The sequence below is a fragment of the Spirillospora sp. NPDC000708 genome, from assembly GCF_040299565.1.
Lineage (GTDB): Bacteria > Actinomycetota > Actinomycetes > Streptosporangiales > Streptosporangiaceae > Spirillospora.
This window is the reverse complement of record NZ_JBEPCJ010000151.1, coordinates 1-16,467: the sequence shown is the minus strand read 5'-3', so window position 1 is coordinate 16,467 and position 16,467 is coordinate 1. Positions and strand designations below refer to the sequence as shown.

16 protein-coding genes and 1 pseudogene are annotated in these 16,467 nt (G+C 70.9%); 4 read left to right on the top strand and 13 right to left on the bottom strand.

Annotation, left to right across the window (positions count from 1 at the left end; all coding sequences use genetic code 11):
• From ABT299_RS50120 to ABT299_RS50110, 3 genes and pseudogenes are all read left to right on the top strand, one after another.
• Nucleotides 1-504: pseudogene (locus ABT299_RS50120) on the top strand (hypothetical protein); the annotation flags it as partial.
• A 144-nt stretch (nucleotides 505-648) separates the two neighbouring features.
• On the top strand, nucleotides 649-1,452 hold the full coding sequence (locus ABT299_RS50115) for a hypothetical protein (RefSeq protein WP_500255163.1): 804 nt from the start codon (nucleotides 649-651) through the stop codon (nucleotides 1,450-1,452).
• Nucleotides 1,453-1,612: 160 nt separating this feature from the next.
• Complete coding sequence (locus ABT299_RS50110) at nucleotides 1,613-1,993, top strand: hypothetical protein (protein WP_208244563.1); 381 nt, start codon at nucleotides 1,613-1,615, stop codon at nucleotides 1,991-1,993.
• 175 nt (nucleotides 1,994-2,168) lie between these two features.
• Here ABT299_RS50110 and fxlM read toward each other — a convergent pair whose 3' ends face one another.
• From fxlM to ABT299_RS50090, 4 genes are all read right to left on the bottom strand, one after another.
• Nucleotides 2,169-3,383: a methyltransferase, FxLD system gene (gene fxlM / locus ABT299_RS50105; RefSeq protein WP_500255162.1), complete on the bottom strand. Its 1,215-nt coding sequence runs from the start codon at nucleotides 3,381-3,383 to the stop codon at nucleotides 2,169-2,171.
• A gap of 67 nt (nucleotides 3,384-3,450) precedes the next feature.
• Nucleotides 3,451-4,686, bottom strand: a complete 1,236-nt coding sequence (locus ABT299_RS50100) for a lanthionine synthetase C family protein (protein ID WP_500255161.1) — start codon at nucleotides 4,684-4,686, stop codon at nucleotides 3,451-3,453.
• Entirely contained in the window at nucleotides 4,683-7,760 is a 3,078-nt protein-coding gene (locus ABT299_RS50095; RefSeq protein ID WP_500255160.1) for a lantibiotic dehydratase, read from the bottom strand. Before ABT299_RS50095 ends, ABT299_RS50100 begins: the two co-directional genes overlap by 4 nt.
• Nucleotides 7,761-7,838: 78 nt before the next feature.
• Nucleotides 7,839-8,012, bottom strand: a complete 174-nt coding sequence (locus ABT299_RS50090; RefSeq protein WP_500255159.1) for a hypothetical protein — start codon at nucleotides 8,010-8,012, stop codon at nucleotides 7,839-7,841.
• A 215-nt stretch (nucleotides 8,013-8,227) separates the two neighbouring features.
• Between ABT299_RS50090 and ABT299_RS50085 the strand changes: the two genes are divergently transcribed.
• Nucleotides 8,228-9,586 carry an NsdA family TPR-like regulatory protein gene (locus ABT299_RS50085; RefSeq protein WP_500255158.1) on the top strand — a complete coding sequence of 453 codons (1,359 nt, stop codon included), beginning with the start codon at nucleotides 8,228-8,230 and terminating at the stop codon, nucleotides 9,584-9,586.
• A gap of 589 nt (nucleotides 9,587-10,175) precedes the next feature.
• On the opposite strand, the gene ABT299_RS50080 is transcribed toward ABT299_RS50085, so the two are convergent.
• The 9 genes from ABT299_RS50080 to ABT299_RS50040 all read right to left on the bottom strand — a co-directional run bounded on the left by ABT299_RS50080 (nucleotide 10,176) and on the right by ABT299_RS50040 (nucleotide 16,238).
• Complete coding sequence (locus ABT299_RS50080) at nucleotides 10,176-10,457, bottom strand: DUF8825 domain-containing protein (RefSeq protein WP_500255157.1); 282 nt, start codon at nucleotides 10,455-10,457, stop codon at nucleotides 10,176-10,178.
• A gap of 168 nt (nucleotides 10,458-10,625) precedes the next feature.
• Nucleotides 10,626-11,057 (bottom strand): hypothetical protein, encoded by a 432-nt coding sequence (locus tag ABT299_RS50075; RefSeq protein WP_500255156.1) that lies wholly within the window; start codon nucleotides 11,055-11,057, stop codon nucleotides 10,626-10,628.
• A 68-nt stretch (nucleotides 11,058-11,125) separates the two neighbouring features.
• On the bottom strand, nucleotides 11,126-11,488 hold the full coding sequence (locus tag ABT299_RS50070) for a hypothetical protein (RefSeq protein WP_500255155.1): 363 nt from the start codon (nucleotides 11,486-11,488) through the stop codon (nucleotides 11,126-11,128).
• Between the two features lie 277 nt (nucleotides 11,489-11,765).
• A complete protein-coding gene (locus ABT299_RS50065) occupies nucleotides 11,766-12,539 on the bottom strand; it encodes an endonuclease/exonuclease/phosphatase family protein (protein WP_500255154.1) in 774 nt (257 codons plus the stop codon).
• 91 nt (nucleotides 12,540-12,630) lie between these two features.
• A complete protein-coding gene (locus ABT299_RS50060) occupies nucleotides 12,631-13,521 on the bottom strand; it encodes a hypothetical protein (protein WP_500255153.1) in 891 nt (296 codons plus the stop codon).
• The gene (locus ABT299_RS50055) at nucleotides 13,505-13,813 is read right to left on the bottom strand and encodes a hypothetical protein (RefSeq protein WP_500255152.1); all 309 of its coding nucleotides are present in this window, start codon (nucleotides 13,811-13,813) and stop codon (nucleotides 13,505-13,507) included. Before ABT299_RS50055 ends, ABT299_RS50060 begins: the two co-directional genes overlap by 17 nt.
• A 170-nt stretch (nucleotides 13,814-13,983) precedes the next feature.
• Nucleotides 13,984-14,814 carry an SAM-dependent methyltransferase gene (locus tag ABT299_RS50050; protein ID WP_500255151.1) on the bottom strand — a complete coding sequence of 277 codons (831 nt, stop codon included), beginning with the start codon at nucleotides 14,812-14,814 and terminating at the stop codon, nucleotides 13,984-13,986.
• Entirely contained in the window at nucleotides 14,811-15,677 is an 867-nt protein-coding gene (locus tag ABT299_RS50045) for an SAM-dependent methyltransferase (protein WP_500255150.1), read from the bottom strand. Before ABT299_RS50045 ends, ABT299_RS50050 begins: the two co-directional genes overlap by 4 nt.
• A 222-nt stretch (nucleotides 15,678-15,899) precedes the next feature.
• Nucleotides 15,900-16,238, bottom strand: a complete 339-nt coding sequence (locus ABT299_RS50040; RefSeq protein ID WP_500255149.1) for a hypothetical protein — start codon at nucleotides 16,236-16,238, stop codon at nucleotides 15,900-15,902.
• Nucleotides 16,239-16,467: the final 229 nt, after the last annotated feature.

Genomic DNA, 16,467 nt, shown 5'->3' with positions numbered 1-16,467 from the left:
CTCGACTACGACCGCGCCGTCAAGAGCGACTACGGGCAGTGGCGCGTCGGCGTCTCGCCCGAGGAGGAGAACGACGACATGCCGAGCTACGTGTCGGTAGGCACCACCAAGACCCAGAAGCTCGCGCCCGGCAAGTGGACGAACGTGAGCTGGCAGCACGACTACGCCGACACCAAGCACCAGCACGCCGACAGCGGCGGCCCGAGCATCCTGTGGGGCCCGGCCCGCTACTCGATGACGGTCGCGGTGACGGTCTCCGGTGTGCCCGCGGGCACGCTGATCCAGGGCCGCGTGGTCGAGATCGACAGCAAGGACGACAGCAAGTTCGAGGCGGGGCCCGTGCAGGACTACGTGTCGGCCGGCGACCAGACCCACATCGTGTACTCGCTGGGCGCCGACACCATCGGCAAGGACCACCGCGTGCGGTTCCAGCTCGTCCAGCACGGCAGCGGCGACGCGGTGGTCAACACCGGCGGAAGCGCGAAGGTCTTCTTCTGGCGCTGACCACCGCCTACCTCCTTCAGCCTCTACGGCCTCCGGCGCTCGCTGGGGGCCTTCTTCATGCACGGAGGACCCTTGCCCATCACCTTTCGGCCCGGTCGGTGCCCGGCCGTTCGCACCAAGGCCCGCGTCAAGCTTCGCCCCCACATGGGCGTCACGACTCCGGCGCCCGCTTCGGTCAACTGGTTCGAGCACATCGGGCTCTGGCCGATCTACCTCAACGACCGCATCGGCGACTGCGCCATCGCGATGGAGGCCCACGCCCTCCAGGCGACCTCCACCTACGGGGCCGGCTTCACGGTCACCGTCTCCGACGACGACGTGCTGCCCGTGTACGAGCGCGTCAGCGGCTACAACCCCGACGACCCGAGCAGCGACATCGGCTGCATCCTGCAGGACGTCTACGCCGACTGGCGCCGCACCGGCATCGCCGGACACAAGGCGCTCGCGTTCGCCGAGGTCGAGCCGTCCGATCTGGACGAGGTCAAGACCGCCGTGTACCTGCTGGGGACGGTGGGACTCGGCATCGACGTCACCGCGCAGATGATGACCGACTTCAACAACGGCAAGGACTGGACGCGCGCCGGCGGCCGCAGCCTCGGAGGCCACGCCGTGGTGATCGTCGGCTACGACGACACCGGCGTCTGGATCGTCACCTGGGGCAAGGTCATCAAGATGACGTGGCCGGTGTTCCGCCGCGTCGTCGACGAAGCGTGGGTCGCGATCCTCCCCGAATGGCTCGACGCCAACGGCGTCGACCCCCTGGGCGTGGACCTGTACGGGCTCGGTGAGGAGCTGCACGCCCTCACCGGTGACCCCAACCCCTTTCCGGTGCCCGACCCCACGCCCGTCCCTCCCGGCCCGACGCCTGCTCCGGGCTCGGACGTGGATCCGAGCGATGCGGAGCTGGCGGCCGCGATGAAGAAGTGGCTGGCGGCCACGGGCCTGTGAGCCCGGAGCCCGCACCGCTACCAGCAAGCTCGGCGCGTCTCGCGCCGACCTTCCGCAGTCGTCTGTGATCAGCACAGGCCGCTGTGGCAGCCATACAGACCTCTGTGCGAGCTGCACAGACACGGGCGGCAGTAACCGCCCGGCCCCTCCAGGAGGAACAGTGAAGATCCTCGGACGCGACCCCGCGACCATCCTCGGCCTCGTCTCCGCCATCATCCAGATGCTCGTCGCCTTCGGCCTCGACTGGACCGACAAGCAGACCGCCGCCGTCAACGCCGGCGCCGCGGCGATCCTCGGCATCGTCACCGCATGCATGGTGGCCCGCGACCAGATCCTCCCGGCCGTCGTCGGGTTCATCCAGGCGGCGATCACGATCGGGCTGGCGTTCGGACTCGGCTGGACCGCCGACCAGGTGACCATGGTGATGGCGGTCGTGGCCGCCGGCGCCGCGCTGTTCGGCGTGCGCCCGAACGTCACGGCCCTGGTGGCACCGGACTACTCCAGGGTCCCGCGCGCGCTGCCGTACCGCCGCGCCGCCTAGCTTCTGCGATCCCGTGCACGGCCAACGGCCCCCGTTTCCGTCCCCGAAGTAATCCGGGACGGAAACGGGGGCCAGTTCGTCGTTTCAGGACCATCCTGGCCCCGTGGCCACCGGTTGCGCTCGTGTTGGGCGTGCGGTGCTCGCCCCGGTCAGTCTGGTCGAGCGGCGTTGGTGCTCACCAGCTGAACACCATTCGGCTGTCGCGCTTGTCGATGACCAGGCCGGCGGGGAGCTGCTCGTCGGGTGTGTCTGCCGGGTACAGGGTGATGCGCGGCTGGGCGTCGCGGTCGCGGTCCCAGTCCCGGGTAGCGGCGGCGATGCGGTCGGCGAGTTGCGCGCCGCGGGGCCCGTGGCCGATGGCGCCGAGCTCCCAGCGGGAGGATGGGCCATCCGTGACGCGGCGGGAGGCCAGGTAGGCGATCGAGTCGCCGTCGGCGAGAGCGGGGTTGATCCTGGTCGCCGGTGTGACCCGGCCGCTGTCGATCGCGCTGCGGTCGGCATGGATGCGGCAGGTGCCGGGTTCGGTGATGGACAGGCGGAGCCAGATGTCCTCCGTGCTCTGGTCTCCGGGGATCACCACCCCTGACCAGGTCTCGGTGCGCGGGGTGTCCAGGACGCCGGTCAGCGCATCGGTGGTGATCGGCTGGTCTTGGTCGGCGAGCAGCGTGACGTTGTCGGCGAGCGTGACGGTGCGGCCGCCGTCGCTGGTGCCGGACATGGGGATGAAGCCGCACAGGTACATAGACCGGGAGACCAGGTGGGCGGGCCCGCCGGGCCCGGCGGGCTGGTGGTCGAGCGCGAGGGAGCGGGTGAGGCCGCGCCAGCGCAGCGGCACCACGATGCGGCCGCCTGGAGCGAGTTGGGCCCACCAGGCGGCGGGGACGTCCCATGCTCCGGCGGTGACCACGATCAGGTCGAACGGGGCGGTGTCGGGGGCGCCGGCAGCGCCGTCGCCGGTGAGCACGTCGACGTCGTCGTATCCGGCGGCGGTGAGGTTGCGGCGGGCGTCGTCGGCGACGTCGGTGAACACGTCGATGGTGGTGACGTGCCCGCGCTCCCCGACGAGCTCGCGGAGGAGCGCCGCGTTGTAGCCGGTCCCGGCGCCGATTTCCAGGACCCGTGCGCCGGGCGCGGGCTGGGCCTGCTCCAGCATGTGCGCGACGATGCTGGGCTGGCTCGCGGAGCTGAGCGCCGTCCCGTCGACGTCTCGTTTGGTCACCAGGATCTTGTCGGCGTAGGCGTCCGCGAGCGGGGTCCCGGGCACGAACAGGTGCCGGGGCACGGCACCGAAGGCGTGTCGGATGGCAGGTGTGCGCAGGTCGCCTGTCCCGGTGAGGTGTTTGACCAGGCGGGCGCGGGCGCTGTCGGGGTTGACGGTGTCGGTGCTCATCGCTGGCAGTGTAGGTCGCTGCACGTTGTGATCACGGGCGGTTCGACAGGGCGGCGGGTCGGCTGGGTCATCCGGGCATCAGCAGGCACGCGTCCCACGGCCATGGCGCCCCCTGCGGGCCCTGCTGAAGGGCTGTGGCGCGGGTCAGAGCGATTCCGGTGGCACCGTCCAGGAGTCCGGGCTGGCCGGGGCTGCGGTGCGGCCGGTCGGTGATCGGCCGGGTGACCGCGCGGGTTCGTAGGCGCGGCAGCTGGGCGGCGAGTGCGTCGGTGGCGGCGTCGGCGGCGGCTCGGGTCGCCGCGAGGACGAGCCCGGCGCGGCCGTGGCAGATCGACGGGCCGGTGAGCTGGGCGACCTGCCGGGTGTCGGTGACGCAGCCGTACAGGGCGTCCTCGGCGGTCCGTCGTCGGGCGTGGTCGTCGAGTGCGAGCGCGGCGAGCTGCAGGGCGCGGGCGATGCCGGGCGTTCCGTAGCACCAGCTCGGCCGGGCGGGGCCATCTTGGTGGGCGCGGCCGGTGCGGTGCTCGTCGGCGGTGATGTGGCCGGGCCACCATGCGGTGGTGCTGGAGCTCTGCTGCCAGGTGTCCAGCCAGCGGCAGATCCGGTCGATCGCGTCGATCTGGCCCGGGACGGTGACGCCGCGTCGGTGAGCTGTGGCCATCAGCGCCAGCGGCCCGGTGATGCCGTGCGCGATCCCCAGGTTGGCGTGCCCGCCGGGCAGGGCCGGTGAGGGCCGGTCGGTGAGGTCGTGGGGAGTCCACCAGCCCGGCACCGCTGCGCCGAGCCCGTTCGGCCTCACCGGGTGGGTGAGCCGAACCAGGTAGTGCAGGACGGCGCGGACCGGTTCGCCGTGGGGGTCGCGGTGCAGGAGGTAGCAGCTGATGCCGGTCAATCCGCTGATCAGGTCGAATTCGGCGAGCGCGGGCAGCTCGCTGCGGTCGATGCGGTCATGGGCGGCGCGTACGCGGTCGGCGGCCACGGCGGTGATGTGGGTGTCCAGGATGCGCAGTGCCGCGGCGTAGCCGGGATGGTTGGCGTGGGCGAGGGCGTAGGCGACGGCCGCGGCTCCAGCGAACAGGCCGCCGCCGGCCTCCTGGATCGGGGTGGCGGTCGCGGCGGCGGCCCAGCGGTGCACGGTTTCCCAGGCGCCGGTGCTGGCGCGGGCACGGGTGGCGTGCAGCAGCAGGACGCCGGGCACGCCTCGCCCGAGAGAGTGGCACCAGCCGTCGGGCGGATCGACGGGCGGATCGACGGGGACGGCACACGGGTCGTCCAGCACCGTGCCTTGCGGGTTCGGGCTCATGGTTGCGGGGCCCGGGCGCGCCAGGCCATCGCGGCAGCGCGGGCGAGATGCAGACCCTGCCGTTCCGCGGGCCGGTTGGGTCCGATCGCGCGGATGTGGTGCATGTGCAGCAGGGACGCCAGCACCTGGTCCAGATCGGTGTCGCCGGAGAGGGTGCGGCGGTAGGCGGTGAGGGCGGTGCGGCGTGCTTCCCACAGTGGTGTCGCCGTCTGCTCGGCGGGCAGCGGCCGGGCGCCGGTCGCCAGGGCGACGGCATCAGCGCGGGTGTCCCTTCCGGGAGGTTCGTCGGGTGCGGCGGTCGGGCGGTTGATCAGCCAGTCCATGCCGGACTCGGTGTCGCCGGTGAACGCCGCGGCGATCTCCGTGATGTTCGCTGCGGCCAGCGCCGGCGGTTCCGCCGTTCCGGGCGGGAGGGCGAGTTGGGCTTGGACGAGGGCGGAGTCGGCGACGAACACTCGCTCGGCGGCCTCCAGCGCCCGGCCGGCGCCGTACCGGCCGACCTCGGGCTGGTAGGTGTCCAGCTGCAGCCGCCGCGCCAGCCCGCGGCGGCGCAGCACGTCCGCCCATGACCCGATCGCGGCGGCCGCTGCCCCGTAGGCGCGCTGGTCGCCGACGCGGACCCGTATCCGGAGGTGGTCGGGGTCGGCGGGGTCGCGGTAGCGCAGCCACCACACCGGCACCGCCTCGTGCTCACCGTCGCGCAAGTCGCCCAGGTCGGTCAGGAGGCACGGAAGGTGCTCGGCGAGGATGACCGTCTGCAGGCCGGGCGGCGCGTACAGGCGCGCCGACAGCCATCGGGTGCCCGCCGCGCCGGGGAACTGCCCGGCGGTGTTGGTGAGCGGCACGAGCCGACCGCGCCGCAGCGGAGACGGCGCCGGCGGGCGGGTCGAGAGCATCGGGACCGCGACCTGGTGGGGGTGGCCGTCAAGCCACCCGTCACCGGCCGGATCCGCGGCCTCCACCAGCTGCGCGTGCCCGGTCCGGGCGAGTTCCCGGCGCAGGATCACCGTGTGGGTGGGTTCGTCCAGGTCCAGGCGCAGCACCCGGTCATCCTCGCGGAGCTCCACGGTCTGCGGCGCCCGCCAGCGGCGCCGCCACCGCTCCAGCGCCCCACGGAAGTCCTCCCAGTCGGCGTCGGGGGCGGGCAGGTCGGCTGCGGTGATGCGCCACCGCGCGGCCGCCAGGACGCTCCGGCGGTAGCGGACACGCGGCAGGTAAGGCAGTTCGGCCGCAGGCCCCCAGTCGAACTCGGTGAGGGTGGCGGCGCGGCCGCGCACCAGCGCGACCAGGAACCGCGCGAGCGGCGGGGGCTGCTTGTCCAGCCGCAGCGCGTGGAAAACGTGAGGCTCGACGACCCTGCCCAGCCGCGGCGCGACCAGGTACAGCTGGTCGAAGTCGGCGGTGACCGCCAGGTCCTGAACGCCGAAGATGCGGGCGTCGGCGTCGGGCCGGTGCTCGCCGAGCGGGATCAGGTGCGGTAGGAACTGGCTGGTGGAGGCGATGTTGTCGGCGTGCGGGTACGCCATCGGGGTCGACACCTGCGCGGCGATGGCGCCGTCGACCATGGTGGGCACGGCGGCGAACACCGCGCCCAGCGGCGAGGCGGCGCGGACGAACCGGCCGGTCATCGTCCCTGCGGCGCGCGCCGGCGCGACGGTGAGCGTGTACTCCCCGCGATCGAGCGCCGCGCGCCCGGTCGCGTGGATGCGGGCGGTCAACTCCACGTGCGCCGGGATCCGCACCTGGTCCATGTCGGCACCGAGCGCGCTGATCGCCGCGTCGTCCAGGACCACCTCGCCGGTTCCGTCCATGACCGCGCGGTGGGCGAGGGCGAGCAGCGCGGCGTCGCGACCGATCGGCCGGTTCTGGGCCGCGACGGATGCAGGCGGCTCGGGCAGCGGAGAGCCCGGGTACCCGCCGGGGAGGCCAAGGCCGGTGCCCGGGGCGAGGACGTCGGTGAGAGGGACCAGCGTGCCGGTGCCGTAGTGGTCGAGGAACGCCTCGTGGTACTGCCGCCAGGCCGCGAACCCGCCGGGCTGAGGCGACAGACGGATGAGCGCCGACGTGGCGGCCGCCATCTCGCGGGAGATGCTGTCGGGCAGCCGAACACGGCAGTCCAACCGCAGCTCCACCATCAGCGGGCTCCGGCCCGCCGCCGACAGGCCCCGGATCCGCGTCTCGATCGCGGCGCGCTCGCCCGCATCCCGCGGCCCAGCTGGGTCGGCGCCGTTGTGCCGGGCGAGGTCGATGCCGATCTCCTCCAACTCGGCCAGGACGCCAGCGACGGCATCGACATCGCCGGCGTGCACACGCCGCAGCTGGGCGACCAGATAACCGAGCGGATCGGCGACGGTGGCGGGCGGCCGCAGCGCCGTCACCAGCACCCGCTGCTCGACCAACTCGGCCAGCATGCCGGTCACGGTCGACGTCGCGACCCTCGGAAACTCCTCGGAGAGCTGGGCGGCAAGGTCGGCGAACGGCACGGGCGTGCTGGCCAGGGCCTCGACGGAGCTGATGACGCGGGTATGGCGGATCTCGACTCGGCCCGCGCCGGAGGGGACCGACAGCCGGTCGCCGTGGGCCTGGCGCAGCGTGCTGATGACGACCGGCAGCCGCTCCAGCAGCGCCGAGCACCGCTCCAGCCCGGTGATGATGTCGTTGAGCCACTCGGCGTCAGGGCGGGCGAGCACGCGGTGCCCGCTGCCCCACCGGACGTCGGCGCACCGGCCAAAGTCGACGTCGGCGACGCCGGCGAACAGCCCGAACGGTGTCGGCCTCGACGCCTCGCGCAGCAGGTACCGGGTCACCGACACCACGGCGCGGCGGATCTGCCGGGGCGGCACCTCCTTGCCGGCGAGGATCTCTTCTACCCGCCTGGTGAGCGATGGGCTGGCGCAGCCGATGGCCTCGGCGGTGGCGCCCGTCCACACCTTTCTCAGCCACGCCGCCCACCCCTCCGGGTCGGCGGCACCGGTCAAGTCGGGCCAGCCGAGCGGCAACGCCTGGGCGCGGCTGCGGACCGCTCGGAGCAGACCACCGGGCGCGGGCCGGTACAGCGGGTCGGGGTTAGTCATGCCGTCCTCCCTATCGGTGCGACTCGGCGGCGGGCCTGGGGGCGGGCCACGCCGACCCGCCCCCAGGAGGGTGTGCGATCAGACCGAGCTGTTGCAGGAGCTGTCGCAGGTGGCCGGGCAGCCGTTGCTGGTGTCGCACGGCACCTGGCCGGCCGGCCGGGACGCGTCGTCCTGGACGACGCGGACGTCCAGGACGAAGCCGTCGGCGGCGTCGTCGGCGGGGCGGGCGGGGAGGGTGCTGTCGAGGCGCATCAGCGTCTCCTCTCATGTCCGGCGGGGCCTCGGGTTCGGCCTCGCCTGGGTGCCTCCACAGTCACCGCGGCGCTGGAGGCGGCCAAGGGTTAAGACGTTGCCCCGAGTTGCTTTCCGGTTGCTTCGAGTTGCCTTCTCGCAGGACAGGCTTGGCGGCAGGGCCCGCTTCCCGGAGACTCGAAGTGTCCGGGCATCCGGTATCCGGGAGGCGTCCAATGACGGCCGCGACACTCTGGGATCATCCGCTGTCGGCGCTGCTGGCCCACAACAACCTGACCGCAGCCGCTTACCTTCGGCGGGTGGCCGATCAGCACCGCGCCCTTGGCTACGGGGGGATGGCCGTCCGTAAGGAGAAGCTGACGAGGTGGAAGCGGCACCCGCCCGGACGGTCCGCGCAGCTCGCCATCGCGCGCTTACACGGCATCCCGCCGGTCGAGGTCGACCGGCTCGGCTGGCCCGGCTTCCTGATGCTGGCGTTCCCTCGCGACGGGGCCGTGCTGGAGTCGGAGTGGACTCCGGCGGGTACGTTGCATCTGCTGACCGATATGGGAGGGTCTGTGGACCTGGACCGTCGAGGCTTTCTCGTCGTCACCGCCAGCGCCCTGGCCGCCTCCGTTGCGCAGTGGGTCACGGCCGCGCCGGCAGTCGCGGTCGACGACCGGGGCCGACGCGTCGGAGTCGAAGCTCCTGAACTGTTCGACGCCCGGTTGCACGCGCTGCGGCACCTGGACGACATCGTGGGCGCGGGGCAGGTCTACACCGCGGCGTTGGTCGAGCTCCGCCTGATCACCGATCTGCTGCGCAACGCCTCCTACTCCGAGGAGGTTGGCCGGCGGCTGTTCAGCTGCGCCGCCGAAGCCGCCCGGCTGGCCGGCTGGTGCGCCTACGACGCGGGCCGCATCGCCCAAGCCGAGCAGCATTTCGTGACCGGCCTGCGGGCGTCGGGTTCGGCCGCCGACCCGACCAGCGGCGCCGTCATCCTCGCCTTCTGGGCGAACCTCCGCTACGCCAAGGGCGACGCGCGCGGCGCACTCCACCTGGTCGACAGCGCACTCGACGACCACCGGAAGATCACCTCGCCTCGCGTAACAGCGATGCTGCACGCCCGCGCGGCCCGCGCGCATTCCAAGGCCGAGGAACCGACCAGCGCATGGCGCCGGGTCGACGCCGCCTTCGCGGCCTACGCCTCCGCTCCGCCGTCGGATGAGGACCTGCCGTCCATGACGTGGATCACCCACGGTGAGCTGCACCAGGTCGCCGCCAGTTCCGCGCTCAGCTTGAACGAGCCGCGGCGGGCGCTCGAACACTTCACGGCGGCCGTCACCCACACCGACCAGTACGACACCCAGCGAGAGACCCGCGGCACCGCGATCTACCTCGCCCGGCAGGCCGAAGCGCACCTCCTGCTCGATGACGTGGACGCCGCAGTCGACGTCGGACACAAAGTCGTCAAGCTGATGGGCGGGGTCGACTCCGCACGAGCCACCGACACTCTCGATGATCTGCGGGAGGGCCTGAGCGGGCACAAGCACATCCCCATCGTCCGCAACTTCCTGGACTACGTCGCCGCCTAAGCGTTCTCCGAGCCCCGCCGCTAGGAGAGCGGTCAGCGCGGGGATACAGCTGCCTTCGGTCTTGAAGTGCTCGACTTGGTCAGGCCGAGCGGTTTCACGCTCGCGCGCGACTGCGAGGCTCGCCTGTGGATGTCGAACGTTTGTTCTATATCCTGGCGACGTGCATCGCCGGGATCCTGATCGCCTGCTGACGGCTAACCTGTTCGCCGCCGCGACTCGCCTCGCAGGCTGGAAGCGCCCAGAAGAGAAGGCATGGAAAGCCGCAGTGGCGGAGCTGGAGTGCATCGCAACGGTCCGCGAGCGTCGCCGGCCGGGTGCCGTCCACGAACCGCCTGCGACGTTACGGGTGGACCTGCTGGCGGAGGTTGCTGGAATCCTTATCGGGTCCGCACCGGACTCCTGCCCCGAGCAGAATCTCATCGCAGCCGATCTGCTGAGGGAGGCGGGCGCCTCCGAAGACATCATTCAGCGGTGGATTCCGGTGGGCCGCGAGCGGCGCGAGGGTGGCGGCGCGCCATTCAGTAAAGCGGAGGCTGTTCGATCGCCGACCGCGAGGAAGCCTGATCGCCCGAGCCAGCCGCCGGCCCGGCTACTGCTTCGCTGCCGCCCGCAGCGCCTTCTTCGCCTTGATCGGATCCGTGACCTTCCCCCACCACTCATGATGGAGAAGGTCCTCGGTGAACTGGAGGCGACGCGCACGCGCGGCCTTCAGCTCCGCCACCTGCTTGGGCGCGGCTTCGACGCCGGCCACGACCTTCGATCCGCTGGGAAGCGCCTCCCCGATCCGGGCGCATTCAGCGTCCGCCGCATACCAGGCACGCTGGACTTCGACGAGGTCTTCAGGAGGTACGAGTGCGTCGTTCTCTGCCACGATGCACGATCATGCCACCCAGGGGCTGAGCTGCGGAGCAGCGGGTTCGCGGTGTTCGCTATCCCTCAGCCGCGGCTGACGTGCACCTACCGACAGGCTCCCTTCTCCGCCGATGGGTTGGTGAGGCGCCGCCGGTCTCTTGCCGGGGCGCCTCACCGGGGGCCAGGGTCAGGTCTCGTCAGGAAAGCCGATGATTCCGTCGAGGGTGCCGAACCCGGCCGGAGTGAGGGTGAGGATCAGGGGGACCTCCTCCGGTTCAATGTCGCCGTCCGGACCGGGACGGGCATCCCTGGCCACCCGGCAGACTCGGAATGGGAACCAGCCGGGACCGCTCGGGCGGCCGTTCCGGCGGGCGCTGCGGATGGCGTTCGCGGCCATGGCCAGCACGTCGATCATGCGGCCGTCCTCGTCCTGGATGGCGCCGGTTCGAGCCGCGTCGGCGTCCGTCCAAGCGACGCAGTCGGCATGTGCCCTCGCGGTGAGGGCCACCGGGATGAGGAAGCCGGCCTCGCGGGTGGTGTCGGCGGGGACCTGAACGAGGCCGGTGGCCTGCTCGGTCGCCGCGTGCTTGTTGAGGGGGATGCCGGGTGAGGGGTTCATGGGGCTCCAGTCGGGCTACGGGGGCGGCTCGGCACGGGGTTCCGGGCCGCCCGCCATCCGGTCAGGGGTTAGTCCCACCTCCGCCCGGCCTCCAGGGCGCGGTGCGCCATCCGAGCGCCCCAACTGAGCCGGGCTCGCACGGTGAGGTCGCTGGCGACTTCCATCGCGGCGGCCTCCAGGCGCGCGGCGACCGCCTCGGCGTGGTCCAGGTGCCTTTCCTGCATGCGCGCCTTAGCCTCAGCGCGGCTCAACCGGGACCATCCGCCAGGACTGTCGGGGTAGCTCGCCAGGCGCCTGCGCTCGCCGGCCACGGCGTTCTCGGCCTTCGCGAAGGCGTGCAGCGCGGCAATGGCCTTCAGCTCCGCCGCCCGGAACAGCTCAACCTCGCGAACGCCCGTCGCGACCTGGATATCAGGGGGAGGGTTGGACATGCCCATCACAATATGGCAATCTAATAATCATGTCAAGTCTAATTTGGATTCCTTTTGTGGGGACTCTGAAGCAAGGCCGGCACTAGGCGCACGCATGTGCGCCCGCCGCCTAGGAAGGCGACGGGCGCACCGTCATGCGAGGGGAATGGCTAGGGAGGCGACCGCTGTCCTGGCGGCTCATCCGCCCGCCGGCAGACAACCCTGCGCGACCGCCGGAGTCTTCCGCGGGGGGACAGGTGAGGAGTTCGCGTCGCTACGCCCCCGAGTCACCGCGGGCCTAGCACCCGACCGCGATATCGGCGCACACCGGCCTGTGATCGGACAGAGGCCGCTCCTCCTGGACGACGTGGTACCCGACGATCCGGTCCCGCGGCAGGGTCGTGTAGATCCGATCGCAGCGGTAGGCGAGCTGGCCTTGACCGGCATGACCCACGGTGGGGGCTCGGTCGCCCATGTGTGCGCCGACGTCGCAGAACCCGGCGGCGGCGAGTTCCTCGGCCGGCCGGGTGTCGAGCTTCCGGGCGACCTGCAGCGGATCGACGCCGGTCACGTCAGGGTCTTCACCGATCGCGGCGGCGTTGAAGTCGGCGACGTAGATGACATCGAGATTCCGGTACATGCCGACCAGCTCACTCTCGGCAAGTCGCATGGTCGGGCTGGACGGGGCGGCGTGCCCGGCCATGAAATGGAGCCGGCCGACGTGGCCGGTCACGCGGAGCTCGATGTCGGCGTGCGCGTGGACGAACGGCGGGCCGGTCAGGTGCCTTTCATTGGTGACGGCGAGATCGTTGCTCTCGCGGACCAGAACGGCGATGTCGCAGCCGTGAAAGTTCGAGGGAACGATGCAGCTCCAGTTCATGTCCAGCCACTTCGCGACCTGCTTGACGCGGGAAGGCCCGTGGATTCCCCACTTCGCTTCCTGGAGCGCAAGCAGGTCAGGTCGCAAGGACCGGAGCAGCGTCATCTGAGCCTTGAGTCGGGTGTCGTCGCGCCACCCTTCGGCGGAGCCGGTGCCGCCGTCGAGGCCTCCGTCACGCAGGTTGTAGCTCACTGTTCGCAGGTTCACGTACGCGCTTCCTTGTCGGGGCGGCCGCCGATTAGCCCCGAGGCGGCCGGCGGTGGGGTCGCATGGTCGGTTCGGTTCAGGTGTTGCGCGGGAGGCGTCGAATCGGGTCGAGGTTGATCGGTGCGCTCGCCAGCGTCGCCGGGCATGGGGTTAGGCCGCGGCGGCGGTCTTGCGCGGCTTGGTTCGCGGTAGGGGCGCGCGTGATCACCCGGGCCGCTTCTGGGACGATCAGCAAAGCCCACGACGCGGTCAGGGTCGCGGTCAGCGCGACGTACTGGGCGATCTCCACCTGGGAGGGCAGCGGCCCAGCCGGCGGTTCGGGCAGCGGCACGGCGGCGGAATGCAGGAGTACGCCGAGCTCAGTGAACATCAAAGGCCCAACGACGCGGAGGTGTTCCTTGGCCTGCCGCTCGTTGATCACACCGGAGTGGACATCGGCGCGGGTGGCGGCACGGTTGTCGGCCCACCATGCAACCCAGGTTCCGCCTGGTGATGGGCCCCAGTGACAGCCGATGACGGGCGTGCCGACGCAGGTGTAGCTCACACCGCTGGACCACCTCAGCAATCCGCTCGGCGCAGGCGGGTCGAACGCCTCCGCCAGGAACCGGCGCGAGGTCAACCGCTCGGAGGAGCCCGGCTCGAAACCCGGCAGCTCCGAGCCGAGCTGAACGGCGGCCGCGGTGGCCTCCTCGTCCAGCGCGTACAGGTGCGCGCCGGCGACCCGTGCCGCCTCGTCCTCGGCCAGCGCCTTGGGCTGTTGCGCCGTCGGGAGTTCGTGGATGGCCGGAGGGGCGGTCAAGCCTCCGGTCGCCTCGAGGTTGGCTCCGTACACCGGCTCCCCGAAGACGGTGATGGCTTCGTGTGTCGAGCGGCGGAGGCGGTAGAGCCCCTCGATCTGCAGGTCGGCGTTGCCTGTGCGGAACAGGTCCAGGTCGAACCGATCCCGAGGTTCATCGAATCTGCGCATCGTTGTCGTCCTTCGGTGTCAGGTGAACGGCAGGGGCGAGTGCGCGTTGGTCTCCTTCGACAGCCGTCAGGGCGCGGGCCCGGCGGGCGATGTCGGCAAGGACGACCCGGTGGATGGCGGCCGCGGCGCGCTCGGCGGCGGAAGCAGGGCAGAACGGTTGGAACCAGCGGCCGACCGGATAGCCAAGCTCGTTGCGACGCGGACGCTCCCAATGCCAGAACAACTCGGCGGGCTCGCAGCCAAGGGGTGTCAGCAGCCACACGGTCCGCCCGACGTAGGGCTCGACGTCCACGCACTGCGCAGAAACCGCGAGCTGTGACTCCGGCTGCTCCCACGGGCCTGAGGCGCGTAGCCCCCGCGCCTCCAGTCGAGCCATCAGCTGACGCGCGGCCTCTGTCGCATCGTCTGGGCCGGGCAAGCTGCTGGGCACCGTTGGCTCGGACTGGGCCGACGAGGCCGCGGTCACGTGCTGCTCGCGGGCTTGCGGCCGACGCCGGCGTACATCGGAACATCGGTCGGCTCGAACAGTGCAGCCTCGGGACGCCACCGCGGGCACTGCACAATGCCCGGCTCCAGCACATCCAAGCCGTCGAAGTACGCCCTGATGTGCTGGATGCTGCGAGGCCGCAGTTCGAGCGCCCCTGTGTTGCGAGCGCGATCCGCTATGTCCTGCATCATGACGCCGTATGGAGACTTCGCTAGATGGGAGACGACTAGGTAACTGCCGGGCGCGAGCAGCACTTGGAGCTGCTTGAGCATCGTGTGCGCGTCCTCATGGTCGAGGAACTCCAAGACGTTGATGAGCAGTACCGCGACCGGCTGGTCCGGGTCGAGGCCTGCGATCTCCACCTCGGTCCAGATCTTGTCGATATCGCGGGCGTCGGCCTGGATATGGGCGATGTGTCCCTCTGGCCCGCTGTGCTGTATAGCGCGACCGAATGCGATGACAAGAGGATCGTTGTCGACGTAGACGACCTTGCTTTCGCGGGCTTCGCGTTGCGCAATCTCGTGAGTGTCGTCGTCGCCCGGGAAGCGGGTGAACCCAGCCCCGATGTCGAGGAACTGTCGGACGCCGGCTTCGACGGCCAGGTGGCGGACTGCGCGGCTTTGGAAGTGGCGAGAATATTGAACAGCTCGCGCAATCCCGGGGTAGACGGCCATGAATTGGTCTGCGGCTTCGCGGTCCTCGCCGTAGGCGTCCTTGCCACCCAGTAAGTAATGCCACACGCGTGCCCAGTTCGGGACGGAAGTGTCGATGACGGCCATCGGGTCGTACGGAGGTGAGGAGATCACCGTCCCTCACCTTCCAACTCGGCGACCAGTCCGACGACGCGGACGCTTGGCTTGTGCTGGTCGTTGTCGGGTTGGGGTCGCCCCCACTGGGCGACGTCGACCAAGCACCGGTCAGAGGTGCCGGGTTGCTCTTGCGAGCCCGGTGGTCTGATCAACCGCCACCCCTTGGTCAGGGCGAGGATCTCCTCCTCGGGCCGGAAGGTGATCGAGCTGGTCGCGGTGTCGTAGGCGTTGGTCATGGCCTCGACGCGGTCACGGTCGACATCGGTGGTCGTGGCGTGGGACAGCACGAGAATGCTTCCGGGCGGTACCCAATTGCGCAGGTCGGCCATGATTCGTGCTGGGTCGTCCACGAAATGCAAGACCGCCGCGAGGACGATCACCATGGGCTCGTTTAGGTCGATCAGAGCGCGCAAGTCGGGGCCGTTGAACAGCTTGTCCAGGTCGCGGACATCGCCTTCCAGTACCTTGCCGTGTCCCAGTCGCTGGGCGGCGCGAGCGTGGGTCAGCACTTCGGGGTCGTTGTCGACGTTGATCAGGAGCGCGTCCGGGGTAGCGCTGTGTACCTGGTCTCCCAGCGTTGGCGGGCGGACGTCGTCGTCGATGCCGCACCCGATGTTCAGGACCCGGATGGGGCCGCGGTGCGGGCGCTTACTTAGCTGCATGACCCCGTAGGCGGCAGCGCGCCCTGCGAACTCGTAGTTCGCTCTGGCGACGGCGGGGGTGTCCGGAGCTGCGTCGATGACTTTCTGGGCCGCCTCGCGGTCGACCTCGTAGGTGTCCCGGCTGCCGAGGAAATGGGCGTAGACACGGGCGGGGCTGGCCTTCTTGCGCTGGCCATTGCCATGGAGCACATCGCTCATAACGGGTCCAGGAATTGAGTGGTGTTCGACGGAGGGGGATGTGCCCTGCCGTCGTTGCGGGTTCGAGTGGTGGCCGTACGGTCCAGGGCCCCGAGCAGCCTGAGCCCTGGACCGTACGGCGGCTCCAGGTGAAGCTGCCGCTCCTGGAGCCTGAGGCGGCGGATACAGCGGCGGAGAGAACTTGGGCCAGCCTCCGCGACGCCGCAGCCGCAGAAAGACCGACTACGAGGACTCGCTGGTCATCGCGGCGGCGAATGCGGCTAGGCCGGGCGGGACGTCCGGCGGGGGAGGGGGATTGCCGGCATAGACAAGTTCGAGCGCACGGACCGTCTTCTCCAACTCGTCGGTGAAGCAGATCGGTCGGTGGGAGGTCTGCTTGTACGCGAAGTACTCGCCTTGGCCGCGGTCGCGGATGATGACCTCGGCGATGCAGGGTCGGTCATCGCAGGGCTCGTCGCCTGCGGTAGCCGGCGGGCTGGCCCGCAGAATGGTGTCTTCGGCCTCGGCGACAAGTTCGCAGGTCCACCCTCGCCGCTCCAAGCGGTTGCTCAGCTCCCGCAAGAGCAATCCGGAGCCGCCTACGGGTTCAGCGGGTCCCGAAGGGAGCGGAGGTGCGGGCGGTGTCATGGGGACGGTCCTCAACTATGTCTATCGGAAAGATTGGGTGGTGGGTGCGCACGCGGCGCGGAACGGGCCCAATCCCCCGGGGCCCCCCGGGTTTGGGGGGCCCGGGGGGGGCCCGACGGGCGCCCCCCCCCCCCCCCGCCACCCCCCCCCCCCCCCCCCCCCC